The following is a 26308-nucleotide window of genomic DNA, read 5'->3' on the forward strand; positions in this document are numbered from 1 at the left end:
GTGTACCGCACCCATCCCTCAACCACGGCAGCAGCCGGTGAGCCCGGCGGCTCGTCACCAGGCCATCGAGGGCACCGCCCACAGCGAGGTCAGCGCTGCCAGCGTTCGGGCAGCGAACTTGGTCCATGAATACGATCTGCGGCCGACACCACACGACGCAACCATAGTTGGCCGGAGTGCAAACCGTGGTTGACGATGTGAGTGGATCCGTGCTTAGCTCGCCTCAGTGGAGCTAACTGCGGTTCGGTCAAGGCGAACCACAGTTAGCCCCGGAGTGCGCTGGGTGGCCCACGGAGTGTCGGCCTGGAGCGTCGGTGGCGACGCTGTTGGAGCAGTCAGCGCGCTGGGTCAGTTCGCCGGATGCCCGCGACGTTCATGATCGCGAGACCGTCGTCTCGCCGTTACCAGGAGGCAGGATCAGCAATGACGGTAGTTATCGCGAGACGTAGGTTCCGTGCTAGGTCGGGTGGCCGGTGGGCTCGGCTGCTCGGGCTGCCAATAGTGCTCTGCCTCGCTGCCGCCGTCGGCGCCTGTGATTCAGATGGACCCGGCGAAGACGCGACACCGAGCGTCTCCGCGCCGCCGCCGGGCCAGAGTCCGCGGGCGAGCGGGGACGACGCGGCGTTGTCCGCGTATCGGGAGATGTGGCAGGCCTATGCCAAGGCCGGTCTGGCCGCGAACCCGGACGACCCTGACCTCGCTCGCTTCGCGAGCGACGCCGCACTACAGACGTTGAAGAGCGGTCTGTCCTCGTACCGGAGCAAGGGCCAGATTCTCAAGGGTGATCTGGTGGTGAACCCGCAGGTGCGGCAGTCGTCGCTGGTGTCGACGCCGCCCACGGTGACGGTGACCGACTGCATCGATGACACCCGGTTTCTGGTCTACACCGCTGCCGGTTCCCCTATCAACGACGTGCCGGGTGGGCGCCGAGCCGTCGAGGCGACGGTGACTGACGGTGGCACGCAGGGTTGGAAGGTCGTCAGCTTCGGTGTGCGGGAGGTCGGCACATGCTGACGCGGCGCGGCGGTCTGGCCGTGCCCCCCGTAGTCGCTGCCGCTGTTGTCCTGGCTTGCTCCGGGGTCGCTGCGGCGGACGGGGGCCTGGGCGGCGTGGACTGCCGGCAGAACCCGTCGGCGCCGCAGTGCGACATCACCGCCGGCACCCCCGGCGATCCCGGACAGCCGGCCGGTTCATCGAATGATGGCAGCGGCGGATCGGACGACGGCGCGACGGGCCAGAAGGACCCGTGCCATTGGGCGCCGGTGGAGGGACAGCGTCCGCCACCGGCAGGGAAGGGCCCGGCTGGCGGTTGGTACGCGTGGACGTGCGCGGGGGACGGTTTCGGTTCGCAGCGCACGCCGGTGTGGCTCGATCAGGCACCCGGCGTGGACTTGGCCGCGATGGCGCAGATGGCGCGCTCGCGGCTGGTGCTGCCCACGCCGCAGATCCGCACGAGCCCCGACAGGGTGCCGTTCGTGCTGGTCCGGGTTCCCGTGTGGCTGTGGGTAGATCCGCTGACGTGGGGTCCACGATCAGCGACGGCCGCGGTGCCCGGGGTGACGGTAACGGCAACGGCGACACCGGTGCGGGTGCGGTGGTCCTTCGGGGACAACACCGCGGACCTCACCTGCGCTGGCCCGGGTAAGCCGTGGGCGCCCGGCACGGATCCCCGGACCGCCTCGTCGTGTGGGCACACCTACACCCGATCCTCGGCCTCGACGCGCGATGAGGCGTTCGTTCTGCGGGCGACGGTGACGTGGACGGTGACCTGGTCCGGGCCGGGCGGCGGGGGCACGCTAGCGGCGCTGACGACGACCTCGGCGGCGCCCGTGCGGGTGGCCCAGTCGCAGTCCATCGTCGGGAGTACCCGATGAGCGTGACGACGGAGCGACCGCCAGCCAGCCCGGCCGTACAGAGCACGAAGGCCGGCCCGTCGCATCGGGCGGGCCAGCGCAGCGGCCGACGGGTGGCCGCCGGCGTGCTCCTGGTGCTGGCGACGGTGGTGACGTTCTGGCAGGTCGACCTGCGTCGGCACGCCGAGGAACAGTTCCTTGCCCTGACCCGAGGCGTGAACGCCGGAGCGGTGATCAGCGACGGGGACGTGCGGGTGGTGCGGGTGGCGAACCCGTCGGGCCTGGCGCTCATCAGCGCTGACCGGCGCGACGAGGTGGTGGGGCGCACGGCGGCGGTCCCGCTGGCCGCCGGCAGCTTGGTGGTGTCGTCGCAGGTGGGTCCGCCGGCGTGGCCAGCGGCCGGACAGGCGGTGATCGCGGTGCCGGTCAAGGCGGGCCGCGCCCCCGCCGCTCTCGCCGCAGGGACCCGAGTCGTGGTGCTCGTGGGTCCGCCTGCCGCGGCTCAGCAGGCCGGTGGAACCCCCACCGCTGACCAGCCGGCGGCGGGGGCGCGGCGGGCACTGGCCACCGTGGTGTCAGCGGGCGCAGGGGAACAGGCAGGCGGGCAGGTGGTGGGCCTGCTGCTGGCCGCTCAGGAGGCGGAGGCGGTGGCCTCGGCGTCGGGGGATGTGTCGCTGGTGCAACTGGGGCCAGGGCAATGAGGGACGGGACGGTGCACAGCATGTTGGTGGTGGTCGCGTCGGTGTCCGGCGCAGCAGGAGTATCGACGGCGGCGCTCGGCTTGGCCGCGCTGTGGCCCAACCGACCCGGGCTGCTGGTAGAGGCAGACCCCTGCGGAGGGGTGCTCGCCGCGCGGTTCGGCCTCCCGCAGGACCCGGGCCTCGCGACGCTCGCGGCGGCGGCCCGCCACGGCCCGCCACTGAGTGGGGCGGCGCCGTTCGTGCAGTCGTTGCCACTGGGGTTGCACGCGCTCGTCGGGCCCGGCGCCGCCGAGACCGCCGCGGCGGCGTTGTCGGTCCTCGCCCACCAACCGACGGTGGAGGCGTTGGCACCGGTGGTGGTCGCGGACGTGGGCCGGCTGTATCTGGGCAGTCCGGCGCACGGGCTGCTGCCCCGCGCGCACGCGGTGGTCCTGGTGACCTCGGGGACCGTCGAGCACCTGCATCATCTCGATACCCGGCTCGCTGCGCTGCGGGTGAGCACCTCGCCCGGTGGTGTCGGCGTCGCCGTCGTCGGCAAGTGCGCCTATGAGCCGCAGGAGATTAGTAACCGCCTCGGCGTGCCGGTGTGGGCACACCTGCCCAGTGACCGGTGGGGCGCGGCGGTGCTCTCGGGGCGGATGACTGGGCCGGCGTGGTCGCGGACCCGGCTGGCGCAGGCATTGCGCGCCCTGGCCGGCACCGTCGCGGGACAGCCGCGACCGCGACCAGCCCGTCCCGCGTTGGAGGTCGTGCGATGACCGCCCCACGATCCGATGGTGAAAGCCCGCTCGTGGTGGCCCCGGAGCTGGTGGCGCAGCTACGCGCCCGCGTCAGTGACCGCCTCACCGCCCACGGCGCGGACCTGCCCGACGGGCAACGTGAGGCAGTGATCGCCGGTTACATCGCCCAAGAGTTGATGGCATACGCGCAGGAGACCATCAGCAGCGGCCGGGCTCCACTGACACCGCAGGTCGAGGGGGCGTTGGCGCGGGCGCTGCGCGACAGCCTTACCGGCCTCGGCGGCCTGCAACGCCTGATTGACGACCCGCAGATCGAGGACATTTTCGCCAACGGCTGCGACAACGTGTGGGTCCGCGGGACCGACGGGCGCACCCGGCGAGTCCCGCCGGTCGCCGCGTCGGACGCAGACCTGATCGACCTGGTGCGCATCGCGGCGGCCCGCAGCGGTCTGGAAGAGCGCCGCTTCGACCGCGGCTCCCCGAGCCTGTCGCTGCGGCTGCCAGGCGGGCAGCGGCTGTTCGCGGTGATGGCCGTGTCGAAGCGCCCGTCGGTGTCGATCCGCCGCAACGTGCTACACCGGGTTACCCTCGACGACCTCGTACACCGTGCGGAAATCACCCCCGGGCTGCGGGACCTGATCACGGCCATGGTGCGGGCCCGCAAGAACCTGGTGATCTGCGGCGGCACGGGCGCCGGTAAGACCACGCTGCTGCGCGCCGCAGCCGGGGCGATCGGCGTTCACGAGCGGATCGTCACCGTCGAAGACGCGTTCGAACTCGGCCTGGACGAGGACGCCACGTCGCACCCGAACACCGCCGCGTTGCAGCAGCGCGAGCCGAACCTGGAGGGTGTCGGTGGCATTGACATGGCCGCGATGGTCCGGTGGGGGCTGCGGATGCGCCCCGACCGGGTCATCGTCGGTGAGTCCCGCGGCGCCGAGGCCGTGCCAATGCTGCTGGCGATGTCGCAGGGCAACGACGGGTCAATGTGCACCGTGCACGCCTCCTCCAGCAAACAGGCGCTGACCCGGCTGGCGATGTATGTGATGCAGGCGCCGGAGCGGTTGGCGTTCGACGCGGCGAACGTGCTCATCGGTCAAGCCGTGCATTTCGTGCTGCACCTCGACGTCGCCACCGACGGCACCCGAGTGCTCTCCTCAATCCGGGAGGTGTTGGAGACAGACGGCGAGCAGATCCCGTCCAACGAGATCTACCGGCCCGGCCCGGACCGTCGGGCGGTCCCGGCCGCGCCTATGCGCGCCGAAACCCTCGACGAGCTCATCGCCGCCGTACCCAACGTGGTCTTCCTCGCCCAGGACCGGTGGTAAGAATGCTGCCGATCCTGCTCGGTCTCGGCTGCGCCGCCGGCCTCGTTCTCATCGCCGACGGCCTACGCCGCCGGCCACCCGGCACCCCCCCCCGCCGGTCGCGCCGACCCTGGACGGGCGCCGACCGCAGCCGACTGCTCGCAGCTGTGGGCGGGGGGCTCGCGGCGGCGGCGCTGACCCGATGGCCGGTGGCGGCGCTGCTGGCCGGCGCGGCCGTGTGGGCATTGCCCCGGGTGCTCGGCCCCGACCGGGAGCACACCCGAGCGGTCGCCCGCATCGAGGCGGTCGCCACCTGGGCGGAACTGCTGCGCGACACCCTGTCCTCGGCCGCCGGACTGGAGCAGGCCATCACCGCTACCGCACCGGTCACCCCGCAGCCGATCCGCGCGCAGGTCACCGCCCTCGCGCAGGCAGTGCGCGGTGGGGCGCGGCTGCCCGACGCGCTGCGCGTGTTCGCCGCCGACCTCGCCGACCCGGTCGCCGACCTCATGGTGCGGGCGCTAACTCAGGCCGCCGGATACCACGGCGGGCAGTTGTCGCAGTGCCTGACCAGCCTCGCCGTCACCGCCCGCGAGCTGGCCGGGATCCGAATGCGGGTGGCCACGACGCGGGCGGCGACCCGCACCGCCGCGCGGGTCATCACCGGCACCTCGGTGGCGATGGTCGTCGGGCTGATCCTGCTCAACCGCGGATTCCTCGCCCCCTACCAGACCGTAACCGGTCAACTGGTCCTGCTCCTCGTGGGCGGCGTCTTCGGTGGCGGGTTCTGGTGGCTGGCCCGCGCTTCCCGTATCCCCCAGCCTCCGAGGGTGCTGGCCGAACCGGGACGGGCGTCATGAGTGTGGTGCTCGCGTGTGGGCTCATCGCCGGGCTCGGCCTGGTCCTGGCGGCATCTGGCCTGGTGCCGGCCCGGCCCGGCCTCGCGCACACCCTTGACGCGCTGCGCCGCTCACCGCAGGCACCGCCGGAGCCGATTCGGGCGCGGACCCGTCTGCTGGCCGCGCCGATGCGCGCGCTCGGCATGCCCCGCGAGCGGATGCGCGTCGACCTGGCCGTACTCGAGCGACCCGTTGCCCTGCACCTGGCCGACCAAACCTTGGCCGTCCTCGCCGGGCTGGTTCTGCCTCCGGTCGTGATGGCCGTGCTCGCCACCACAGGGGTCACCTTCGCCGCCGGAATGCCCCTGTGGGCGTGCCTCGCTGGCGCCGTTGGCGGATGGTGGCTGGCCGAGACCACGGTGCGCGGCGAGGCGCAACGCCGCCGCGACGAGCTGCGCTACGCCCTGTCCGCCGTCCTCGACCTCGCCGTCATCTCCCTCGCCGGCGGCGCCGGCCTCGAGCAGGCAATCGACGACGCCTGCACCGACAGCCACGGCTGGGCGGCACAGCGGCTACGCCGCGCGGTCGACACCGCCCGCCTGCTGCGCGTCGCACCCTGGCAAACCTTAGGCCAGCTCGGAGAGGACACCGGCGTGAGCGAGCTGCACGAGCTCGCCGCGACGATGAGCCTCGCCGGCACCGAAGGCGCACGCATCCGCGACTCCCTGACCATCCGCGCCGCCACCCTGCGCGCTCACCAAGCCGCGGCCCTCGAAGCGCAAGCGAACTCCGCCACCGAGCGTATGTCGATGCCCGTCATGCTCCTCGCCGCCGCCTACCTGCTGTTCCTGCTCTACCCGGCGATCTCTGGAATCGGCACATTTTGACCAAACCCGCGCGTGCCGCATACGACGCACCCAAGGAGGCAGACCCATGCGCCCGAGGAATTTGCTCGTCCTGCTGACCCTGGCACAGCTCACGCTCACCGATCGGATCCGCCAACTGCGCCACAGCGCAGACCGAGGCAGCGAGACCGCCGAAAAGGTCATGTGGATCGCCCTGCTGGTCGGCCTGGCCCTGTCCGTCTTCGCCATCTTCCGAGACAAGATCATCGGCAAGGTCAGCGGGATCAACCTGTGACAACCATCCGGCATACCCGCGCCAGGCGGCGCCTGCGCGTCAACGATCGGGGATCAGCGAGCACCGAGGTCGTCCTCTACGCGCCCCTGCTGTTCCTGCTCGTCCTCATCGGCGTGCAACTCGCGCTGTGGGCCCTCGCGCAGCTCGGCATCCAGCACGCCGCCAACCACGCCCTACAGACCACCAGGGTGTCCGGCGGCACCGCCGCCGCCGGCACCGCCGACGCCACCACCGTCCTGGACCAGGTCGCGGGCCGCGCCGTCGACAACCCGCAGGTGTCCGTGGCCCGTAGCGCCGACACCGCGACCGTGGCGATAGCCGGTCGGGTGCCGACCGTGGTGCCGTTCCTGCGCCTGCGAGTGGACACCCGCGTCAGCGCGCCCGTCGAGCGGTTCCGACCCGAAGTCGGCTAGATCGCGTCTTAAGAAGGGAGAAGGCTGGTGAGCGACCTCGGCAGGACGAAACGTCGTCCCGGCATGCGCCGGCCGCTCGTGGCCCGGTCGGCTCGCGATCGGGGGTCGGTCAGCGTCGAGATGGCCCTCGGCTACGTGCCGCTGATGGTCCTGGCCGTCCTCGCCATCGTGGCGTGCCTGCGCCTGGCATCAGCCACCATCGACGTGCGCTCCGCGGCAGCGGCGGCGGCCCGGCAGGCATCCATCGCGCGCACGCCCGCCGAAGCCCGCCTCGACGGCGCTGACGCCGCCTCGATCACCCTGGCCGGACGCACCCTCCCCTGCCAACCCTCGACCATCACCGTCGAGCCCGGCGCGTTCGTCCCCGGTGGGCAGGTCACCGCAGCAGTGGCCTGCACCGTAAGCCTCGAAGACCTCTACGGCCTGGGCCTGCCCGGGTCGGTGACAATTCGCGCCACCTCGCGGCAGCCCCTGGATGCGTACGGGGCACAGCCGTGACCACCAGCCCCCCCGCTAAGGCGTATCGGGTTCGTCGCGATGATCGAGGGCAGATCACCCCTTGGACTGTCGTGGGGACCCTGATCGTGCTCGTCCTCGCCGGCCTTGTCTTCGACCAGGGAATGGCCATGGCCACCAAGGTGTCCGCGTACGACACCGCCCAGGCCGCAGCCCGCGCCGGTGCCGACGAGATCGACCTGGCCCTGCACCGCACGACCGGCGCGGTGCAGCTCGACCCCGGCGCAGCAAGCACCGCCGCCAGAACCTTCCTCACCCAAGCCGGCCAGGCAGGCACCGTTTCGGCCACCACCGAGCAGGTCACCGTCACGGTCACCACTCGCCACCGCACCCAGCTCCTGCACCTCGTCGGCATCACCGACATCCCGGTATCCGCCACCGCCACCGCCACGCCCGCCACCGGCGTCACCACCGCCACCGAAGCCCAGATCATGCCTACGCCTGGGGAGGTGCCACTGTGATCGCGACACTGTCCACGGTCGGCCGCCGCGCGGTCGGCGGAGCGACGCTGGCACTGCTGCTCGCTGGCGTGCCGTACGCGCTGCTGCGCTACCTCGACCCGCCGCTGCCCGACCAGCCGCCTACCTGGGACACCGTCACCACCGCGCTGACCAGCCCGCTGACCGACGAGATGATCGGCGCGGTCCTCACCGCCCTGCTCTGGGCGGCCTGGGTGTCGTTCACCTGGTCGGTGCTCGCCGAACTCGCCGCGGCTCTCACCGGCCGACGACTGCCTCAGCCCCGTGTCCTGAACCCTGGTCGTGGCCTCGCCGCGCTACTCATCGCCATGATCACCGGCGGGGTGCTGGCCACCGCTGCGCAAGCCGCCACGCCACCCCTGACTGGTCCCGCCCACGCCCACCCGGCTGCCTCCGGCGTCGCCTCGGCCACGGCGGCTGTCGCGCACCGCGAGTCTCTCCCCGGCACCACCAGCACCCAGGTATCGCAGGAAGCCGCGACGCCGGATCGGACGCTCGCCCACGGCGAGGTCACCCTCGTCGCGAACGGCCGCGAGTACGTGCACACCGTCAAGCGCGGTGACACCCTGTCGAAGATCGCCGAGCAGTGGCTCGGCGACGCCAACCGCTGGCCGGAAATCTTCGCCCTCAACAGGGGCACCCACTTCGCCGACGTCGGCGGTACTCTGCGCAATCCGAACGTGATCTACCCGGGCTGGGCGCTGGACCTGCCCGCCGACGCCACCCCGCCCGCCGGGCAGCAACCCCGGCCCTCGACCCTCACGCCTCCTGCGCCGCGCGCGCCGGCACCGGAGACCACACCCGACGTCCCACCGGTCGGGGAGCCGTCGGCGAGCACCGTTCCGCAGGTTCCTTCCCCGGGCGCGCCGACTGCCAGGCCGACACCCACCGGTACTGCCTCGGCCCCCACCGGCGATGCCACCGCCGCCAACCCCACTGCCCCCGACAGCAGCCGGAGCGCCCGCCCCGGCCACGGTGTGTCGCTGCCGACCGGCAGCTGGATCGATGGTGGGCTGGCGCTCGCGATCGCCGCCGCGGTGGCCATCGTGTGGGCACACCGCCAGCGGCGATACCGCGCCCGCAAACCGTCCGTCCAGCGCCCTGTGACGGACCCCGACCTGGCGCCCGTGCCCCGCGTGGTCCGCCAGATCCGGCGTGGCCTGCGCGACGCGGCGACCCCAACCGACGCCCCATCCCCCGACAGCCCAGCTGATGAAGACAACGTCTCGTCACCTCGGACCGACGATGTCCTCACCGACGAAGCCGACGCCGTCCATGAAGCCAGCCCCGCGCAGGCCGCCACCGCTATTGACGGCGCCCTCGACAGCGGGCCGATGGCACCGGCACTCGCCCACCCCCTGTCGGCCGTGTGGCCTCCGGCCGGCCTGGGCCTCACCGGGCCCGGCGCAGACGCCGCCGCCCGCGGCTTCCTCACCGCCGCCCTCGCCGCCGGCGCGGCGGAACACCCTGACGCCCGCACCCAGGTGGTCATCCCCGCGACCACCGCAGCGACCCTTCTCGGTGCCGCCGCCGTCAACCTGCCCCGCACTCCCCGACTCACCGTCACCGCCGACCTCGACGACGCCCTGGAAATCCTCGAGGAACAAACCCTGCACCGCACCCGGCTGGCCTACCACCACGAAGTCGACACCATCGCCGAACTGCGCGCCGCCGATCCCTTCGAGGAACCCCTGGCGCCGGTGATGCTGCTCGCCGACGCGACCGGCCGCCACGAACGCGCCCGCATCGCCGCGCTCCTGGCCCAAGGCCAACGCCTGGACATCCACGGCGTGCTCCTCGGGGCATGGCCCGACGGCGACACCGCCGTCGTCGCCGCCGACGGCACCGTCACCCGCGGCGACGGCGAGGCCCGCCACGGCCCTCATCCCGCCGACGTCGGCCGCCTCGCCATCCTCGACCCCACCGAAACCGTCGACCTGCTCGCGACCCTCGCGGAGTCCCACACCGGCCAGATACCGGCACCCGCACCCATCGAGACGCCACCTGAGACCAGGCCCGCGACAGCGGCGGCGCCCGCCCCCACCGCGCTAGCGGACGCCTCGGACACGGCCGGCGAGAGCACCGACCAGGAGTCCGTCGACCCCGACGAACACGGCTCGGGGACGTCGCCGGCAACGCACACTGACGCCGTCAGCGCACCGACCGCTCAGCAGCCCGTCGCCGAGGACAAGGCGGTGCCAGACGATTCTGACGGGCTCGCTGCCGCGGCCACCGACGCCGCCTTCCACCGCATCGCGTCGTCATCCGGGCGGCGCGAAGACGGGGCGTCCGGCGCTGGCCCGGCGGCAGCGCAGCGTAGCCGGGTCGAGGTGACGGTGCTCGGCCCGCCGGCCATCCTCGGCGCCAACCATCCGCGCGCGCTGCGCGCCAAGTCCATGGAGCTCCTCGTGTACCTCGCCGTGTGTGGCGGCGACGCCGCCGCCGAGGCGATCCTCGAAGACCTCCTGCCTGACGCCCCCGCCAGCAAGGCAACGCACCGGCTGCACACCTACGCCTCCGACCTGCGCGCCGTGCTGCGCCACCACGCCGGACCCGGCACCTACCTCACCCGCCCTGACCACCGCTACCAGCTCAACCCCGACTCCTTCGACATCGACCTGTGGCGTATGCGCGCCGCGCTGCGCGTCACCGACAGTCGAGCCGACCGGGCCCAGGCTCTGCGCCGCGCCGTCGAGGCCTACCGGCCCCTGGCCGAAGGCTGCGACTACGAATGGCTCGAACCCCACCGGCACGCCGTGCAACGCGAAGCCCTCGACGCCGTCAGCGCGCTCATCGAGGATCTCGCCGGCCAGCCCGAGCAGCAGGCCGCCGTTTACGACACCGCCCTGCCCCACCACCCCTACAACGAGGAGCTGTATCAACAGGCGATGCGCGCCCACGCTGCCCTCGGTGACCTCGACGGCATCCGTTCGCTGCGCCGGACCCTGACCCAAAGACTTAGCGAGATCGACGCCGAGCCCGCCGACGACACACTCACCCTCGCCGACCAGCTCATCGCCAAAGTGCGCTCGCGGCGCGGCCCACGCTCCTCCGACGGCCGGCCGTCGGCGTGAGCAGCGCGTCTCATCTGGCCAGCGGTCCGGGAACACCAGTCACCGCCGGTACCACCGACGACAAGCAGCTACGCAGGCTGCGGTGGGCGGTACGGGCAACTCTCGTCCTCGGCGTCGCCGCGTCGGTGGCCGCGAACGTCTTACACGCCCGCCCGAATCCGATCAGCCAAATCATCGCCGCGTGGCCACCACTGGCGCTCCTGCTCACCGTAGAGTTGATCTCGCGGGTGCCCCACCACCGGCGTCTGCTCGGCGCGATCCGCATCGCGGCAACCTCGGTCATCGCCGCCATCGCAACCTGGGTGAGCTACTGGCATCTTGCCGGGGTTGCGGCCCGCTACGGCGAGACCGAGCACGGCGGGGCGTACCTGCTGCCCATCTCCGTCGACGGGCTCGTCATCGTGGCCAGTGTCAGCCTCGTCGAAATCACCGCCAAGATCCGAACCACCGTGCCCCCACCATCGCCGCCCGCGCCCACACACATGCCGTCGCCGCCCATCAACGCATCCGCGGCACCGAGCGGTGCGCGGCCTGTGGCCACCGCATCCGACACGTCAACCACCAACGCCCCGGCCCGGCTCGACCGCCCCAGCACCGTATCGGCGATGCCCTCACACGCCGCCGCACCCATCACAGCCGAGTCGGACGCCGACACCGCCAGCAGCTCATCCACCCCTCGGCATCGCCCGCACGACGACAACGGACCGCACCAGGAGAGAGCATTCGCCACGCTGGACAACTGCGCGCCCCAACCCGAGACAGAGGCGAACCTCGGCGACGTAGGCGGCCTCGCGCCGTCGCAGGCCTCGTCGCCGAGCGTCAGCAGCATCGAGCCGACCGCGCCGGCGGGTGACGAGCGAACAGACAACGTACCGGCTGACACCGCAGCCGCAGTCGCCTACTGGCGCCGCCGCGACCCTGAGCTACCGCCCGCGGACATCGCCGCCCGAATCGGGAAATCGGAACGCACCGTCTACCGGTACTGGTCACCGCCATTGCCGAATGACAACGGACACCCCGCCGACAGCCTCCGCCGCTGACATCAAGAAGAGTTCGCACACTCTCGCCGCTGTGGCGGCGGCAGGCAAGGCAGCCGCAAGCTCGGCTCCCAGCCGCCCGACAGGCGGCCCCCGCCTGAGGCCATACCCCCGAGCCGGGCCGGCACGTCCACCCTCACCTACTGGCGGGAAGAGGGGCTCCGACTCTGATGGGGTGTCGGCGCGGTCAGCCGAGACGGGCGTTAAGGCGATGGCGTTTCAATGCTGCGGAGCCAGGACGCCTACGCCCGCGACCGGAGTTGATACTGCTCCATCTGGGCATGTCCGATGAAGCTTCGGAAGTTCTTCGCGACCATCGAGGCCGACTCATAGCTCCGGACGTCGTGTTCGCGCCTCCTCGCCAAACGGTCGGCGATTTGCCCACGAGTTGCGCCGCGCACGCCAGCGCCTACCTCACCAAGCGAACAACCCAGACGACTTCGAGCACGCCGGAGCACAAGACAACCCCACCCGAGACGTCGCCCCAATTCCGCAGGTTCATCCCATAAGGCCACGAAGCTGCCGCCTCATCGAAGGGTGCCGGCGAATCTCCAGGTGTTGCCCCTGCCTGGAGAGGTGGTGCTCGTCGTTTACGAGGAGGGGTATCGGCCACGAGCAGTCGCTTGTCCCGCTATCTCCATCTGGGTCCAACGAAAAAAGGCCACGTCTCTTACTCATCGGGGCCGGCATGGCGGCGAACCTACCCGAGGCATTTTGATCGGAATCGGCATAATGGGCCCGACAATGGGTGGGCGGGACGCGGTGATACCGGTCCAGCCCACCCATCATCGATGGGTACCTAAATAACACGACCGCAGGTCTACCGAACAGCAGGCGCACGCCGCGAATTGGCACGCGTACAGGCCCCAGTCGTCGGAGGGCCTGGCGGGGGCGCGGCCCGTCGCCTGGTACCGCCGCTCTACTGGGCTGGTCCGGGGTCAGCGCTTCCAGTGGCACTGTCCCCCGTCGGCATAGTGCCGTCGGTCGGAGTTGCGTCCTTCTCGGGCGGGTCGATTTCAAGGAACCCGAAGAGCCGTTCGATCACCTGCAGCGTCTGGGTGGAGTAGCGGTCGGCGAATCCTCGGCAAATAGCGGGTTTGACACCGGGGCGCCGGTAGCCGGGCAGCGTCTCATGGCAGATGACGAAACCCTCGTCACGCCGAGCCTCGGCAACCAGATCACGTAAGCGGCCCTCGGAAAGGTGCATCAGGTTCCCGGGACGGAAGATGCACGTGTCGCACTTTCTGGACAGCAGCCGCGACTTCCGCAGCACCGGATCGCCGACGCTGAGGTCGCCGCCGTCATCCCCCACCTCGTCGCTCTCCTGCGGTGCAGTCGGGCCGGTTCTGGGCTCGTCTCGCGCGGAGGGCTCCTGCGCGTCGATGGCCAACCGACTGAGCCAGTTGAGGAGCTGATCGATGTGACCTCGTTGTAGGCCCGTGACGCCGTCGACGGGCACTAGCAGAGTGGCTTTGCCACGCGCGGTGCGGTCAGCGGCCTCAGACCCATCCCGGCCCCCGAACGTGTCGTCGAGAACGGCCACCGGTCGTCCGCCGATCGCGCGGTAAAGACCGGCGAGCTTGAGCTGGCGACCGAACCGTACGCCACTTTGGCCGACGTCGATGACCGGCAGGTCAACCGGCAGGCCGAGTCGAGGTCCGATCCACGTCGCGGCGATCGCGCCCCAGCTCGTGCACCAGACCAGGTCGGCGTTGAGGGCGAGTTCTCTGAGCCAGGTGCCGTGGTCGGGGTGCAGCCACACCTCGCCGGAGACGTGCTGACCGCTGGGCGCGGGACCGTCGTAGCGGTGCGGGCGGTAGCCGAGCTGGCGGGCGGTCCTCGGATCGTCGGGGTTGAGTACCCCGTCGACGTCGATGGCGACCACCGGCCGTGCCCGGTTCGCGGCCAGAGCAGGAGCGGTACGTGGGGTGGTCATTGGACCTCGAATTCGCGGGCTCGGGTTGGGCTGGTTGAGCCTGCCGACTGCTGGGTCGCGCGGGTGAAGGCGACCCGGCCGTCACCAAACAGGCAGGCGACGATGTGCCCTTGACGAATTGCCTCGATCAGCGCGGCGTCGATGGCCAGGCTGCCGTCTCGACTTTCGGAATGGTCCCCCATCACCAGGAGACTTACCGCCTCATCGGCCGCCAGCAGCCGCCCGCCGGGCGGTATGGAGGGCAGGCCTGGCCTGTCGCGCCAATCGGCGTCGGCCTCGGGGCGATGGGCGTGACCAAGACCGTCGGCGTCGTTTGGCTCGTGCGGCGACCATTTCCACCGGTAGGCGCCGATCGCGTAGTGGTCGTCGGCGTCGGCTGGCACCCGGTCGTCCTCGATCCACAGGCTGCCCCCGCTCGCGGTCTCCTCGTACTGCACGCTGACGAAGTCGCGGGCGGTATGCAGGACGGGGTGCTCGCCGGGCGAGTCGCCGATCGACAGACTGTGCAGGTGCCTGCTCATGCGTTCGACCTCGTGGCGCGGGAAACGGCACAGCAGGCCACCGCGCAGAGCGGTATATCCGTCGGCGACGAGTGCCCGGTAGTAGCCTCCCCCTACGTTGTGGCAGGTGACGAGTGCCGGCACCCAGAGCGCGTTGGCGGGTAGGGCATCGCCCCGGCAGTGCGAGATCACGTACCGGTCGGTGCCCTCTTGGCTGGTCCGGACTGGGTTAGCACCGAACCACTGCAGGCCGTGGGCGCGGGCGAAGCGAAGCAATTCGAGCAGCGTTCGGCGCCCGTCGGAGTGTTCCAGGCGCAGAGGAAGAAACCCGTCACCGTCGTCGCCGGGATGGGGGTTACCGGTGGTGCCGGTCGCGGTGTGGGTCCAGGTCTCGGCCCGCACGCGGTACTCGGTCCCATCGGCGCTGTACCAGGTGGGGTCACCATTAGAGGACAACCAGTCGCCGTCGGCGTCGTGGGACCAGATCAGCGCGGGCACAGCAGGCCATCCGGCGCGGTCCTGCTGACGGGTCTGATGGTGATGGGGCGTGGCGGCGGCGTGCTCGGCCAGGGGCAGGATCTTGTCGGTTCGCCACCACAGTCTGTGCGTCATCGTTCGGTGTTCCTTCCGTTGGTCAGGCGAGTGGCCCGGTCCACGTGGCGGGAACCGGGCGAGATGAAGAGCGTGTGAATCGCGGGCGTCGCGGTTAGATGACCGTCCGGACGCGCCCCCGGCGCGGGTACCGAAGACGGGGGCGCGTTGCCGTAGCGGGGGCAACCGCGGGCGCTAGGCCGAGGGCATACGGGCGGTAGGCCCGGCAGGGCCTGCATTGCTCAGCTAGCGCGGCGGCGACTGATCGGGGCTCACCGGCCGAGGACGGATACCAGTTCACCGTGCAGGAGCGGGGCTCCGTCCGGTCCCTTGATGTGGGTGTGGATCCAGATCCGGTACCGGGTGCCGTCCTTTGCGGTGAGGTGTCGCCAGTGGCCACGGACGAAGAACCGCACCCGGTAGTGCCATTTCGCGTCACCGTCAACGCCTGCCCCGACGGGGCTGGTTCGACGGAGCATGACCACGCGGGTGTTGTGCACGATCGATGACCGTGCGGCGCGGCGACTCGTTGCGCGCGGCAGGGGTGGCTCGCTGATGGTGGCGAGGGGTTGGGCTTGGATGCGCCAGAACGCGTACGTGATAGCGGCGCAGACTCTGGATGCTGTGCGATCGTCGATCACCGTGCGGCCGTCCGGCGCGCCCTGCCAGTCGATGGGCGGGGCATCGGTGTCGGGTAGGGCAAGCGCGGGCACTGGTCTGCCGACTGGCAGGGTCGCCAGGTCAGTGAGGATGTAGGGCCCGAAGGTGGCCCGGTTGCGCTGGTACTCCGCTGAGGCGAGCAGCGCCGCGATGTGAGGATCATCGGTGTCCTCGTGATCCGCCCAGCCGCAGATCAACCAGGACCTGCCGGCAGGCGTGATCATCGTGGTCCAGGTGATCGCGGCTATGCCTCGGATGGTGCCGGCGGCAGAGCGGATGAAGATTGGCTCGGGGAGGAACAGCACGCCGCTGTCAGTCGGCGCGGTGTCGGCGGTGAGTAGGTCATCGGTCAGGTCTAGGGCCTGCGCGGCGGCGGCGATGATCGCCGTCATCGCTGGTGCGACGACGAATGGCTCCCCGATGCGCCAGGCAGTTTCGAGTTGCCGTGTAAGGGTGCGGCCAGCGCTCTGCGCGGTCGCCGTCTGTGCCTGCCACTGGTGATTGTTGACTTTGACAGTCAGGGCATCCGCCATGATCACCGAGACAAGCTCGTCGGTGCCTTGTCGGGCGCAGTGCTCCGCCATGAGGGTCTTCGCGTTTACGGCGGCCCGGGCGTACCCGGCGTAGGTTGTTTCCCGTCTCAAGCCCACGGTAATTGATCCTTTCTTTGAGGTTTCGGGAGCAGCAGGCGCAGGTATGCACCCACGAATTAGAGACGCGTGGCGGTAACGAGCTGAAGAAGAATCCGGTGGGTTGGCGTTTCCGCGTAAACTGAGCCATCGGCGTCGTACTCGTTCTCCGGAGCCGCGCCCCGCAGCCGTGCTATCCGATACAGGCCGCCATGCTCGTCCGCCGCATCAACGACCCGGGCTTCCTTGCCATCCGCGGATTGCATGATGTAGACGAAGGCCCAGCCCACAATGCGGGTGTGCGGATTGTTGTAGGAAATAAGTACCGCCACCGCTTGGGAGGCGGGTGACCGGTACTGCGCGAGGAGCGCGTCTAGGACCTCGATCGGGTCAGCGTCGTGCCAGACTCGCCGCGGTACGTCTACCGATCCCGCGGCAAGCCGCCACTCGTCGGCCGTTCCCGGCACAGGTTCGTTCGTGATGGCGAGGAGTACCGGCGAATGATTCCAGCCGGAAGATTCGCCGAACGCCTCGATCCCAACGAGGTGCTTCAGGAGATGCTCTCGGTTTAGGTCGGGTATGCCGTTGCCAGGACTGTTCATTCGAAAGTCCGCCTTTCCTCATTGTGCTTACTTGCCGTCTCGGGCTGAGCAATAATTGTTTATTCCGGCTGGATCGCGTTCTCGGCTTGTCGTTGATACCCCTCCAGCGTTAGTGACGGGTCGCGGGGCGGTTCAGGGATGGTGGGCACAGCTATTCCTTGGGCTGACCGTGAGCGCCTTCCATCAGGCGGATTACTTGGCGAATCGCGTTTGAATTGACGCTCGCTTGAATAAAGACAGCAAGTCGTGTCCCGCGGCGGCGTCATCGTTTCGCCTTGATCGGATGCCCGGATGCGGGAACGGCCCCGACGCGGGTCGGGGCCGTTCCCGTTTCTCGGAGGGCCGGAGGCGAACGTGCGCTTTGGTCAGAGTGGACTTAACGACTGCCGACGACGCTTACCTCGTAGGCGGTGCCGGTCACGGTGAGTTGCAGCCAGCGGTAACCCTCGGCGTGAGCCGCGCGTAGCTCTGTAATCAGTGGGGCGGCCGGGTCAGTGAGGTGTAGGTGTTCGGCGAAGTCGTCGCCGCCGAGGTCCACGTCGCGGCGATAGCCGTCGGTGTTCGGGTTCCAGCCGTCGGCGTAGACCAGGAGGTTGGAGTCGGGACGGTCCGGGTCGTGGAGGCGCGGCAGGCCGCTGGACATGAGGTAGACGCCCTCGTCGTGGACCCAGACCAGCGCGCCGGGGCAGGCGATGCCGTCCTCGGTTTCTGTGTAGGACTGGGCCTGCTCGGTGCTGGAGACGGCGTGTTCGGCCAGCCGCAGCGTCTCGGTCAGGTTGATGTGAAGGTGCAGGGCCATCAGGGTGTGCTCATTTCTGGTCGGTTGATGGCGGGTTCTCGGCAGGGGTTGTCGGGGTGGCTTGGCTGTCAAGGGCGGTGGGTGGAATGCCGGCGCGCAGGGCGTGGTCGATCAGCTGGGCGAGAGGGTCGTTGGGGTCGGCGTCCAAGGCCCGGTCGATAGCGACGGAGGCGAGGGCGCCGAGTCCTTCTCGCCAGGCGATGACGGCGAGCAAGACGGCTGGTGGTGCGGCGAGGGCTGGGTCGACGCGGCGAGTGACGTCGGTCCACAAGGCGAGTTGCGACGGGGCACCGTCGTTGGTTCGCCAGGCGGCGTCACGGACCGTGTAGTCGAGGAGGAGCACGGACAGCCAGGCCACCTCGTCGTCGGTGAGGACCCGGTCGCCGGCGTAGCGGGCGACCGCCGCTCGGAGCGCCTTCTTTCCGGCGCGGATGACTGCCGCCCGCCGGCCCGCAGCGAACAGGGTGTCGCGTCGGTGCTGTGCCCGCCAGGTGGCCGTCGTGACGGCGTCGCGGGCGGCGCCGGTCGTGGGGGCGATGCTGGCCACGAGAGCAGCCCGGTCGGGCAGCGCCGTCTGGCCCGCGACGATCGCGTTCACAGCGACGACGCTGCCGACGGCGTCGAACGGGACCCCGTCTACGGGGCAGCACGCTGGATCGTCGCAGAGGTAGGAGTAGTAGCGGCCGTCGGTGACCCGCAACGCGTCGCGCACGGTAATGCCGGCATGGTCGAAGTGTGGGGTGAGGATGTCGACGATCGGGGTGACCGTGTCAGCGGGCCCGTAGCCGATGATGGTCGCGGCGGTGGCGTCGACGTTGCGCAGCATGGCAAGAGACTGTGATGTGGTGCCGTCGATCCATGAGGGGACTTCGTCACGCTTGGGCAGGTCAGCGCGAGTAGCCGCGGTGAGCATGGACTCGGTGTATCCGACGATGACGATGCTGTGGTCAACATGAAAGCCGAACAGGTACGGCACGGCGGCAAGCAGGTCAGCAACGGAAGCCAGAGAAATATGGGGTCGGTGATCGTGGGCCATAGGGAACTCCTGGTGGGCGTGGGGAGGCACACCGGTAGGCCCCGCGGCGGAGATTGAGCCGAGGGGCCTACCGGTGTGCGGATGTGGACGCGCGCCATTCATGCGCTGGGCGCGGGTGCGGCCTCGCCGATGTGCTCGGTTGCCGTCCCCGCTGTGCCCCAGGGTTGACGCGGTTGCGTGCAGTGGGCCACGACTGGGGCTCTGGCAGGCCCGTCAGTGGCGTGAATTGGTGAGGGGCTGTCAGAGGTTGGAGCCGTCGGGGTAGGTGAGGGTCACCATCTGCCGCAGCAGGTCAATGACCGGGTTGTCGCCCGGGTCGTCGATCGTTGCGACGAGGCCCATGTCGGTGTCCGGCATGCGGGTGAGCACAAAGATCGTGCCGTCGGTGGCGACCGCGTCGACGCACCGCACTTCGGTGGGTGTGTCGCTCGCGTGCTCGACGATCCTCGGGTACATGAACAGGTAGGCCAGGACGCGTTGCTGGTAGTCGCGGTTGTCGGCCTGTAAGGCGATGGCTGCCTGGTGGTCGGGGTGGTGCGCCTCGGTGGCGATCTCGCGCAGGGCCGCGACCGGCCCGTCCGGTTCGTTGTGCCATCGCTGCGGGTCGACGAGCAGCGGGACGACGTTGACGGCGCGGGCGCTGGGGTCAGGGTGATCGGGCAGTGAGGTCTCTCGGAGCCAGCCGAACACGACTGGCCCGGGCCACGGGTGCGTTGTCGATGCGAGCCTGTCTATGCCGTGCAAGCAGTGCACGATGGCTTCGTGTTGAATCGGTGACAGCATCGGGATCCGTTCTCTAGGTGTTGCCAGGGCGTTCCGCCGTTTGGCCGCGCCGCCACGGTGACGAGTCAGGCGTGACGTCAGGTCTGAGCCGCTGGTGTGCCGGGCCTGTGTGGCGTTGGGTCGGCACGGCCCCGTGGTGAACAGGAGCGTGGCGGTGCCGACTCAGGTGGCTGTCATTTGGCGCAGCGAAAAGCACCGGCCTGAGGAGTCAGGCCGGTGCGGGGTTGAGCGGATGCGGCCAATCGTCGAGTTGCGGCCTTCTACGGTGAGTCCGTCTCGGACGCAGGTGGGTGCAGGCCGACGACGACGCGGTCCACAGGCGGCCATCCATCGGTGTCGGGTTGCCATGCCTGCGCGTCCGCGGGGGTGGAGAAGGGGCCGACGACGACCATCTGGGCGCGGTCGCGGTCGAGCAGCACCAAGCCGACGCTTGTGGTGTCGAGCGCTCCGCTGTGGGCGGCTGCTGCGATGTTGGGCGGGATGGTCAGCCACTCGCTGGTCCCGATTGTCGTGCTGTCGGGATGGTGCAGGGCGGCTGGCGTGGTGGCGGCGATGTCCGCGTTGTGCATGGCGAGGTGGGGGGCGTAGTCGGCCGCTGCCGCCCGGCCGGCGATGGGTCCGTGCAGGGACATTGCCGCGTCGGTGGTGACAGCGAGCAGCGCGTGCGCCTCGTCGCCGTCGTCGACGGTGTCGATCAGGGCGAGGCTGACCGAGTCGTGGCTGGCGACGTCGACCAGAGTGAGCATGGCGGGTCGGCCCGTGGCGTTCTCCCAGGTGACGACTTCGAAGTGCTCGCCGAGGAGGGTGAGCAACCGCTGGTAGGCGCGATTGTTCGTGTCGAAGGGATAGTCGGTGTGCAACATGATGTCGCTCTCTCTGTGTTCTCGTAGTGGGCACGGCTGCCAGGCGGCAGGCGTGGTCGCCGCACCGCGTGGCAGCGGTACGTCGATCAGTTCGAGTTGGGGTCAGCGGGCGAGGACGGCGACGGTTTCGCCGAGTAGCAGGGGCGCGCCGTCGGGGCCCTTGATGTGGGAGTGGATCCAGATGCGGTAGGGCTGGCCGTTGGCGTCGATCAGGCGTCGCCAGTGCCCGCGCACGATGAACCGGACGCGGTAGTGCCATTTGGCCTCGCCGGTGGGTTCGGCGGCGGCCTTGGTGCGTCGGAGCATGACCACGCGGGTGTCGTGGCGCAGGCTGGCGCGCAAGGCCCGTCGGCGGGCGGCCCGGTCCAGGGGTGGGTGGGCGACGGTGGCGATGGGTTGTTCCTGGATGCGCCAGAACGCGTACAGCACCGCCGCTACGGCTCGCATGCGCAGCGCCGATTCGTCGATGCAGAGCCGGCCGTCGGGCGCGGTTTCCCAGTCCACGTCTGCGGCTTCGGGTTGCTCGCCGTGCGCGGGGATCGGGGTACCGATGGGGATGTTGGCGAAGGTGGTGAGGACGTAGGGGCCGAACTGCGCGGCGAGTTCGGGGGCCGCCGCGACCTGGGCGCGGCGTCGGGCGGCGGAGGGGTCGAGGGGGTCGTCGCGGTCGGCCCAGCCGAAGATCGCCCAAAAGCTGCCTCCGCTGTCGCGAAGGCGGGCCTTGATCCAGGTGATCGCGCCAATGGAGGTGACCTCACCGTGGGGGCCGCGCTCGTAAATCGGTTCGGGCAGGAACAGCACACCGGCGTCGCTGGGCGCGGTGTCGCTGCTGACGATGTCGCCGGTCAGGTCGAGCGCTTGGGCGGCGGCGGCGATGATCGCGGTCATGGCCGGGGCGAGAACATAGGGGTCGCCGTCGCGCCACGGTTGGTGAGCGATGCGGCTGAACGTCTCATGGAGGTCGAGGTCGTGGGCGATGTCGTCGTCGAAGCGGGACTCTAGCCATGCCCGCATGTACTGCTGGGCGAATCGCCCACGGCAGTAATCGGTCATACGAAGGCGCAGGTCGACTGCCGCGCGGGCGTAGCCGGCGATCGTCTTCTCGGTGTGAAAGCTCAATTGTTCTCCTTCAATAGATGGGCACCCAGGGACGGGGCGTCGCCGGGTTTGGGCCGCGTGAGGTCCGGCAGGGTGCTTGGGGGCTCAGGCGGCCCGTGGGGACGGCATGGACCGTGGCGACGATGGCGGGGTCGGTCGGGTGGGTCGGAACCAGCCGGTGAACTTCGTCGCCAGGACGGCGGCCGGTGCGGTGACTCGGGCCCGGCCGCGCGCGATCAGGGTGGGCCGAGTGGCGGCTTGGCGGGCGCGCTGTGCGTCGCGCGCCGGTGGGCACGGATACACCTCGTCGACGCAGCGCAGGTTGGCGCACTGGCCCGGCCGGTCGGGACGGGGTGGGTGGGCATCGGCGACATCGGCGGCGAGCAGCCACAGCAGGACGTCAGTGACGTTTCGGGGTAGGGCGCGGCGGTGCGGCATGGGCGAGTTGCCTCTTTCGCGGTCGTCTCGGCAGCGGGTCGCCACCCCTGGCCAGCGGTTGTAGGGATGCCGCTGTCGGGTACGCCGGGGCGGCGACTAGGTGCAGTCACGCTCGACTTCACGAATTGATCAAGTCACCGCGGCGGCCGGGCAAGCGAGGTGGCGAGGGTGCGCTGATGGCCCGGCTGCGGAGCCATCCACAGGGCTACGCCGCGCGGGACGTGCGGGACGGCGAAGGCGCTTGAGCGCCAGCATCTCGGTCTCGACCCCCCCGATCTGTTCGATCAGGGGGTCAAGGCGTCATCCAGTTCGGTCTAGCTGTGGGCCGATAGCCGCGCCGTCGGGTCGCCATTTGTCCGATATCGGGTCAGGGCGTGGGCAGGCCGAGCCGGCTACGTTCGGCGGCCAGGAGTGTGCGGGCGGGGGTGTGCCAACTCTCGTCGTCGAACGGCGCGGGGATCGTCCCGTCGGCGAGTGCCTGCAGCGCGGGGACCTGCTCGGCGTATGGGCCGCCGAGCTTGTCGAGGTCCGCGCACGCTCGTGTGATGTCGGCGCGGGTTTTGGCGGTCCACGGCCCAGGCCGACGCCAGGTCTCGCTGCGGCGCCCTCGGATGGGGCCTTCGCACAGGTGGTAGCCCAGCCATACCACTGGCGGGTGCAGGCCGGTCGCCTCGGCGAGCAGGGCAACCTTGTCGTAGTCGCCGGCATGGTCTCCGCGATACGAGCGGTAGCCGACCGGGCGAGGATTCGTCAGGAGGCGCCAGTAGCCGGGATACACCGCGGTGGACGCCACCAGCTCTGTCGCGGTGCGGAAGCCGCCGGCGGTGAGCGCATGTGGGAGTTGGTCGAGGAGCAGGTGCGCCAGTTCGCGGCGCACCGCGGGCACGCCCGGGTCGTCAGCCCGCCAGTTGCGGCCCCGCAAGCCCGAACCGTCGGCCTTCGAATCTCGGCCCCGGTGATCGGGGACCGCGGCGGCGGTATCGATCTGCGGTAGCCCGCTGCCGTCGGCCAGTAGACCCAGCAGCCGGGCGGCGAAGTCTTCGAGCATGCTCTCGAAGCCACGGCTGCGGTCATGGTAGTCAGGGATCGCCGACCAGTGGCCGCCGCCGCGATGCCCGACCCGGTGCGCGGCCTCGTGCAGCAACACCCCCAGCGTCCGGTGCCGATCGGTGAGCTGGTCGCGGTGGATGGCCACGTCTCCGGTCAGCGGTCGGTAGAAGCCACGGGAGCACGGCGACTCCTCGCTCTGGTCGTACACCTTCACCCGGTCGAGCGCGAACGGGCCAATCGCGCGCCGCACCAAATCGCAGCATTCGTTCAACAGGGTGCGCTCCGCGTCGGTCAGTGCCTTCCGCGCGACCCAGCTGGTCCTGTTGGCATTACGGACGACGTGGCGAGTCTGACTGGCTCTGGCCGCCTCCACGCCCAGCAGGTTCATGACGGCAATCTGTTGGTGTCCACTGAGACCGGCTGCGAGCAGCTCGCTGTAACCCTTGTCCTTGAGATAGAGAGCGGCTTCCTCACCACGCGGCGAGGTGTAGTACGCCCGCTCCGGCAGGTGGGCGCGGGCCCAGGAACGCCACGCTGCGCGGGGGCGGGGCATCCTCACGTCGCCGAAGAACTGTTCCTGTTCCCGGAGTTTCCCGCCATCGAGCACGTGGCGAGCGAACAGGTCGATGATCTTCGGGTCGTCGCTGCCGGCGAGGATGTCGCGCACTGCGGTGCGCAACGCGCCGGCCTCCACCACGGTCCGGTCCCGGTTTTGCAGCGCCTTGTGGTCCAGGGACAGGTCGTAGGAGGCAAGGAAGCCGGACATGCGGGTGACCAGCACACCGCCGATCCACACCCGTCCCGGATCGCCGTCGCGCACGCACACCCCCGGTGCCTGCGGCGGCCGGTAGCCAGGCTCGGCCAGAGCGCGGAACCGCCCGATGGCCTCCTCTGCCAGCTTTCGGGGGCACTCGACGGTGAAGACGGTGCCACCGGTGCGGGCGTTGGGGTGGAATCGGTAGACGAGGACCTCGCTGCCCTGCTGCGAGCGGGAGGGGATCAGCCCGCCAAGCAGCTTGCGACGCTCGACGGCGGGAATGAAGCCGTAGCCGACGGTCTCGCAGCGCACGGCGCCGATCTCCGGAGAGCGGGCCAGTACGAGGCAGGCGAGCTTCTTCCCTTCGCCGAATTGACCGATCTGCTCGTTGGTCTTGGTGGAGACACCCAGGATGAGACCTTCTTCGGGGATGCCGGGGCCCTCATCGGCGATGGTCAGGACCCCGTCGTCCCAGCTGACCTGGGCGTTCGGGTCTTCGTCGATCGCGTTGGCAATCAATTCGGACAGCGCCCGCACGGGCGTCCACGACTTCACGTACTCCGGTGAGATGGGGTAGGCCAAGCTGTCGGTATCAGCCGCGACCCCGCTTGCGGACGGGTCTGCTCCGGCGCGTGAGACGCCGATGGCACTGTTGATGTCGGACACGAATTTCCTCCGGAAATAGCGAAATCCGCGACCGGGTTCGGTCGCGGATCGGGAATGTCGGGATAGGTGCTGGTGACTCGTTCGCCGCTAAAGCCCGGCAATCGCTGGGCCCCGCAGGGAGACGTCGAAGAAGTGGCGTCGCTGGTGGCAGCCTGGAGCGGTTGCTACCTCCCTCTCAGCGACGACTCGTCGACCAGCACCCACAGCAGGGCGTCGTCGACGTTGGCGGGTAACTCGTGGCGGTACGGAATAGTTAAGGTTGCCCTCGCCGGATCGGCGTCGACACAGCGGTCGCCGTCCGGACCAACGGCAGGGAAACCCGCCGTCGAGCCCGTCGGAGCGGCCACCCCACTACATGGACGAAGGCAGGCAGCTTTAGCCGACCTTTTCCACAACCTGCCAACGTCGCGGCCTTCCGCCAACTGACGTCACCAAACCCCGCCTTTCGAGGCCATGCATAGCGGCATGCACACTGCCCTCGGTGCGGCCGACAACCTTCCTAATCTCGGCGTTTGACATTCCAGGAAGGCCCTTCAACCCAGGGATTTTCAGAATTTCCCGTTGAATGGGCCCCATCCCCCCGTTCGCACGCCGGGCCTTAGCCGCGAACAACTCGTCAAGCATTGCGTCCGTCAGCTCGGGGAGTTGCTCGATTGCGGCCTGCAGATCGCTGTGCGCTCCCCTTCGCAATTCGATGTCGTCTGCCGCTTTGTTAAGAGCCGCAGCCAAAGTGCGGTAGGCCAAGACCACGCCTGCCATTACATCACTCATAAACTGTTCCAATCCGCTAATGTCGCAACTTGCTCTTAGTCGGCAAGCGATCAATTCCGCACGATCAAGCCCTGGAAATCATGGACAGTCAAGTCGCCGTTGGGCCCGGCGGCTGACTGGGCCGCGATTGCACGTCGGAGTCTCTTGAACGTTTCCTTGACCGGCGTATTGCGGCTCTGGCGTTTTAAGGCGACCTAGGCGCGGTGGATGAGGAAGCAGTCGGGCGCGGCGGGGTCGTCGTGCCGGTAGTCGTCAAGGCGCGAGTCGTAGTGGGCGGGCCGCCCGCAGTGCTGACAGTGCATGGGTTGTATCGCAGGAAGGTCGGCGCCGTCGGGGCTGTGCAAGGTGGTGTGGTCGTGATCGGCGAAGGTGCAGGCTCCGTAGGTGCAGAACGGTCGGCCGGTGGTTCGCAGGCGAGCCTCGACGAGGTCCTGCACGGCGACGGTGATCTCGCTGGCGGCTTCCGTGCCGTAGGGGACGCCTTCGGCGTAGAGGTAGTCGTTGGCGTCGAGGTAGGAGTGCAGGTCGGAGAAAGAGCCGACGCCGAGGGGCAGGACGCCTTCGCTGATGTCGTTGTCAATCAGGATGATGATTCCGTTGGCGAAGTCCTCGATGGTGCTGTCGGAGGGTGCGCCCTGTTGCGATTGGTGGGCTAGCCAGATACGGACCACGGCGCGTAAGTGGGTGATCTGAGAGGCCCATTGCGCGGTCAGTCCGTCGCAGCGGGGCCCGAGCTGCTGCAGGGCGACGAGGCGGTGGCGGGTGACGTAGGAGGTGCTCGGTCCTCCGGTGACGGCGCGGCGTATCTGGCTGAGGTGCCCGCTGATCGCGTCGACGCTTGTGGCGAGGTCGGCTTCGGTGGCCAGGAGGGCGTGGCAGGCGTCGGTGATCGCCGAGGCGGTCGCTGCGAGTGATCCGCCTCGGGTGCGGGCGGCGGCGAGTGTGTCGTCGGCGATGGTGTGGCCGGTGTGAGTGCGTATGAGTTCTGAGATCACAGCAGGGTTCCTTTGAACGTGGGAGCGGTGAGGGA

The 26308-nt window shown here is 69.7% G+C and carries 25 protein-coding genes; 13 read left to right on the top strand and 12 right to left on the bottom strand.

Translation table 11 applies throughout. The features are described 5' to 3' along the window. Positions 1-624 precede the first annotated feature (624 nt). The 13 genes from ACGFIE_RS00365 (at position 625) to ACGFIE_RS00425 (ending at position 12102) form a co-directional block, all read left to right on the top strand. Positions 625-1014: a hypothetical protein gene (locus ACGFIE_RS00365; protein WP_393289497.1), complete on the top strand. Its 390-nt coding sequence runs from the start codon at positions 625-627 to the stop codon at positions 1012-1014. After that, positions 1008-1874, top strand: coding sequence for a hypothetical protein (locus ACGFIE_RS00370; RefSeq protein WP_393289498.1), 867 nt, complete (start codon positions 1008-1010; stop codon positions 1872-1874). The genes ACGFIE_RS00365 and ACGFIE_RS00370 overlap by 7 nt, the downstream gene beginning before the upstream one ends. Beyond that, entirely contained in the window at positions 1871-2554 is a 684-nt protein-coding gene (locus ACGFIE_RS00375; RefSeq protein ID WP_393289500.1) for an SAF domain-containing protein, read from the top strand. The genes ACGFIE_RS00370 and ACGFIE_RS00375 overlap by 4 nt, the downstream gene beginning before the upstream one ends. Positions 2555-2574: 20 nt before the next feature. Next, a complete protein-coding gene (locus tag ACGFIE_RS00380; RefSeq protein ID WP_393291214.1) occupies positions 2575-3312 on the top strand; it encodes a hypothetical protein in 738 nt (245 codons plus the stop codon). Next, a complete protein-coding gene (locus tag ACGFIE_RS00385; protein WP_354944615.1) occupies positions 3309-4622 on the top strand; it encodes an ATPase, T2SS/T4P/T4SS family in 1314 nt (437 codons plus the stop codon). Before ACGFIE_RS00380 ends, ACGFIE_RS00385 begins: the two co-directional genes overlap by 4 nt. Positions 4623-4624: 2 nt before the next feature. Beyond that, the gene (locus ACGFIE_RS00390; protein ID WP_393289502.1) at positions 4625-5461 is read left to right on the top strand and encodes a type II secretion system F family protein; all 837 of its coding nucleotides are present in this window, start codon (positions 4625-4627) and stop codon (positions 5459-5461) included. Continuing rightward, positions 5458-6327: a type II secretion system F family protein gene (locus ACGFIE_RS00395; protein ID WP_393289504.1), complete on the top strand. Its 870-nt coding sequence runs from the start codon at positions 5458-5460 to the stop codon at positions 6325-6327. Before ACGFIE_RS00390 ends, ACGFIE_RS00395 begins: the two co-directional genes overlap by 4 nt. 46 nt (positions 6328-6373) lie before the next feature. Then, positions 6374-6580: a hypothetical protein gene (locus tag ACGFIE_RS00400; RefSeq protein ID WP_278124570.1), complete on the top strand. Its 207-nt coding sequence runs from the start codon at positions 6374-6376 to the stop codon at positions 6578-6580. After that, positions 6577-6993, top strand: a complete 417-nt coding sequence (locus ACGFIE_RS00405; protein WP_393289506.1) for a TadE/TadG family type IV pilus assembly protein — start codon at positions 6577-6579, stop codon at positions 6991-6993. Before ACGFIE_RS00400 ends, ACGFIE_RS00405 begins: the two co-directional genes overlap by 4 nt. A 63-nt stretch (positions 6994-7056) precedes the next feature. Further along, complete coding sequence (locus ACGFIE_RS00410) at positions 7057-7491, top strand: TadE/TadG family type IV pilus assembly protein (RefSeq protein ID WP_393291216.1); 435 nt, start codon at positions 7057-7059, stop codon at positions 7489-7491. Further along, the gene (locus tag ACGFIE_RS00415; protein WP_393289508.1) at positions 7488-7970 is read left to right on the top strand and encodes a pilus assembly protein TadG-related protein; all 483 of its coding nucleotides are present in this window, start codon (positions 7488-7490) and stop codon (positions 7968-7970) included. Before ACGFIE_RS00410 ends, ACGFIE_RS00415 begins: the two co-directional genes overlap by 4 nt. After that, the gene (locus ACGFIE_RS00420; protein WP_393289510.1) at positions 7967-11062 is read left to right on the top strand and encodes a BTAD domain-containing putative transcriptional regulator; all 3096 of its coding nucleotides are present in this window, start codon (positions 7967-7969) and stop codon (positions 11060-11062) included. The genes ACGFIE_RS00415 and ACGFIE_RS00420 overlap by 4 nt, the downstream gene beginning before the upstream one ends. Positions 11063-11187: 125 nt before the next feature. After that, the gene (locus tag ACGFIE_RS00425; RefSeq protein ID WP_393289512.1) at positions 11188-12102 is read left to right on the top strand and encodes a DUF2637 domain-containing protein; all 915 of its coding nucleotides are present in this window, start codon (positions 11188-11190) and stop codon (positions 12100-12102) included. Between the two features lie 916 nt (positions 12103-13018). Here ACGFIE_RS00425 and ACGFIE_RS00430 read toward each other — a convergent pair. The 12 genes from ACGFIE_RS00430 to ACGFIE_RS00485 form a co-directional block, all read right to left on the bottom strand. Next, positions 13019-13984 carry an HAD domain-containing protein gene (locus ACGFIE_RS00430; RefSeq protein ID WP_393289513.1) on the bottom strand — a complete coding sequence of 322 codons (966 nt, stop codon included), beginning with the start codon at positions 13982-13984 and terminating at the stop codon, positions 13019-13021. A gap of 47 nt (positions 13985-14031) precedes the next feature. Next, positions 14032-15147, bottom strand: coding sequence for a hypothetical protein (locus ACGFIE_RS00435; protein ID WP_393289515.1), 1116 nt, complete (start codon positions 15145-15147; stop codon positions 14032-14034). 251 nt (positions 15148-15398) lie between these two features. Further along, positions 15399-16370 (bottom strand): hypothetical protein, encoded by a 972-nt coding sequence (locus ACGFIE_RS00440; RefSeq protein ID WP_393289517.1) that lies wholly within the window; start codon positions 16368-16370, stop codon positions 15399-15401. 125 nt (positions 16371-16495) lie between these two features. Next, positions 16496-17017 (bottom strand): hypothetical protein, encoded by a 522-nt coding sequence (locus ACGFIE_RS00445; RefSeq protein WP_393289518.1) that lies wholly within the window; start codon positions 17015-17017, stop codon positions 16496-16498. Positions 17018-17393: 376 nt separating this feature from the next. Beyond that, a complete protein-coding gene (locus ACGFIE_RS00450) occupies positions 17394-17816 on the bottom strand; it encodes a DUF3085 domain-containing protein (protein WP_393289520.1) in 423 nt (140 codons plus the stop codon). Between the two features lie 10 nt (positions 17817-17826). Beyond that, complete coding sequence (locus ACGFIE_RS00455; RefSeq protein ID WP_393289522.1) at positions 17827-18852, bottom strand: DUF4192 domain-containing protein; 1026 nt, start codon at positions 18850-18852, stop codon at positions 17827-17829. Between the two features lie 240 nt (positions 18853-19092). Then, on the bottom strand, positions 19093-19542 hold the full coding sequence (locus tag ACGFIE_RS00460; protein ID WP_393289524.1) for a hypothetical protein: 450 nt from the start codon (positions 19540-19542) through the stop codon (positions 19093-19095). 353 nt (positions 19543-19895) lie between these two features. Then, the gene (locus ACGFIE_RS00465; protein ID WP_393289526.1) at positions 19896-20498 is read right to left on the bottom strand and encodes a hypothetical protein; all 603 of its coding nucleotides are present in this window, start codon (positions 20496-20498) and stop codon (positions 19896-19898) included. 102 nt (positions 20499-20600) lie between these two features. Next, positions 20601-21617 (bottom strand): hypothetical protein, encoded by a 1017-nt coding sequence (locus ACGFIE_RS00470; RefSeq protein ID WP_393289527.1) that lies wholly within the window; start codon positions 21615-21617, stop codon positions 20601-20603. A gap of 84 nt (positions 21618-21701) precedes the next feature. Continuing rightward, on the bottom strand, positions 21702-22034 hold the full coding sequence (locus tag ACGFIE_RS00475; RefSeq protein ID WP_393289529.1) for a hypothetical protein: 333 nt from the start codon (positions 22032-22034) through the stop codon (positions 21702-21704). Positions 22035-22401: 367 nt separating this feature from the next. Continuing rightward, positions 22402-24507, bottom strand: a complete 2106-nt coding sequence (locus ACGFIE_RS00480; RefSeq protein ID WP_393289531.1) for a hypothetical protein — start codon at positions 24505-24507, stop codon at positions 22402-22404. 965 nt (positions 24508-25472) lie between these two features. After that, positions 25473-26273 (bottom strand): hypothetical protein, encoded by an 801-nt coding sequence (locus tag ACGFIE_RS00485; protein WP_393289533.1) that lies wholly within the window; start codon positions 26271-26273, stop codon positions 25473-25475. Positions 26274-26308: the final 35 nt, after the last annotated feature.

The sequence above is a fragment of the Micromonospora sp. NPDC049275 genome, assembly GCF_043197115.1.
GTDB lineage: Bacteria > Actinomycetota > Actinomycetes > Mycobacteriales > Micromonosporaceae > Micromonospora.

Excerpts from the sequence above, each read along its gene's own strand:
- ACGFIE_RS00370 (WP_393289498.1), top strand. The coding sequence starts at position 1,008 with ATGCTGACGCGGCGCGGCGGTCTGGCCGTGCCCCCCGTAGTCGCTGCC.
- ACGFIE_RS00375 (WP_393289500.1), top strand. The coding sequence starts at position 1,871 with ATGAGCGTGACGACGGAGCGACCGCCAGCCAGCCCGGCCGTACAGAGC.
- ACGFIE_RS00380 (WP_393291214.1), top strand. The coding sequence starts at position 2,575 with ATGTTGGTGGTGGTCGCGTCGGTGTCCGGCGCAGCAGGAGTATCGACG.
- ACGFIE_RS00385 (WP_354944615.1), top strand. The coding sequence starts at position 3,309 with ATGACCGCCCCACGATCCGATGGTGAAAGCCCGCTCGTGGTGGCCCCG.
- ACGFIE_RS00390 (WP_393289502.1), top strand. The coding sequence starts at position 4,625 with ATGCTGCCGATCCTGCTCGGTCTCGGCTGCGCCGCCGGCCTCGTTCTC.
- ACGFIE_RS00395 (WP_393289504.1), top strand. The coding sequence starts at position 5,458 with ATGAGTGTGGTGCTCGCGTGTGGGCTCATCGCCGGGCTCGGCCTGGTC.
- ACGFIE_RS00400 (WP_278124570.1), top strand. The coding sequence starts at position 6,374 with ATGCGCCCGAGGAATTTGCTCGTCCTGCTGACCCTGGCACAGCTCACG.
- ACGFIE_RS00410 (WP_393291216.1), top strand. The coding sequence starts at position 7,057 with ATGCGCCGGCCGCTCGTGGCCCGGTCGGCTCGCGATCGGGGGTCGGTC.
- ACGFIE_RS00435 (WP_393289515.1), bottom strand. The coding sequence starts at position 15,147 with ATGACGCACAGACTGTGGTGGCGAACCGACAAGATCCTGCCCCTGGCC.
- ACGFIE_RS00440 (WP_393289517.1), bottom strand. The coding sequence starts at position 16,370 with ATGGCGGAGCACTGCGCCCGACAAGGCACCGACGAGCTTGTCTCGGTG.
- ACGFIE_RS00445 (WP_393289518.1), bottom strand. The coding sequence starts at position 17,017 with ATGAACAGTCCTGGCAACGGCATACCCGACCTAAACCGAGAGCATCTC.
- ACGFIE_RS00450 (WP_393289520.1), bottom strand. The coding sequence starts at position 17,816 with ATGGCCCTGCACCTTCACATCAACCTGACCGAGACGCTGCGGCTGGCC.
- ACGFIE_RS00455 (WP_393289522.1), bottom strand. The coding sequence starts at position 18,852 with ATGGCCCACGATCACCGACCCCATATTTCTCTGGCTTCCGTTGCTGAC.
- ACGFIE_RS00465 (WP_393289526.1), bottom strand. The coding sequence starts at position 20,498 with ATGTTGCACACCGACTATCCCTTCGACACGAACAATCGCGCCTACCAG.
- ACGFIE_RS00475 (WP_393289529.1), bottom strand. The coding sequence starts at position 22,034 with ATGCCGCACCGCCGCGCCCTACCCCGAAACGTCACTGACGTCCTGCTG.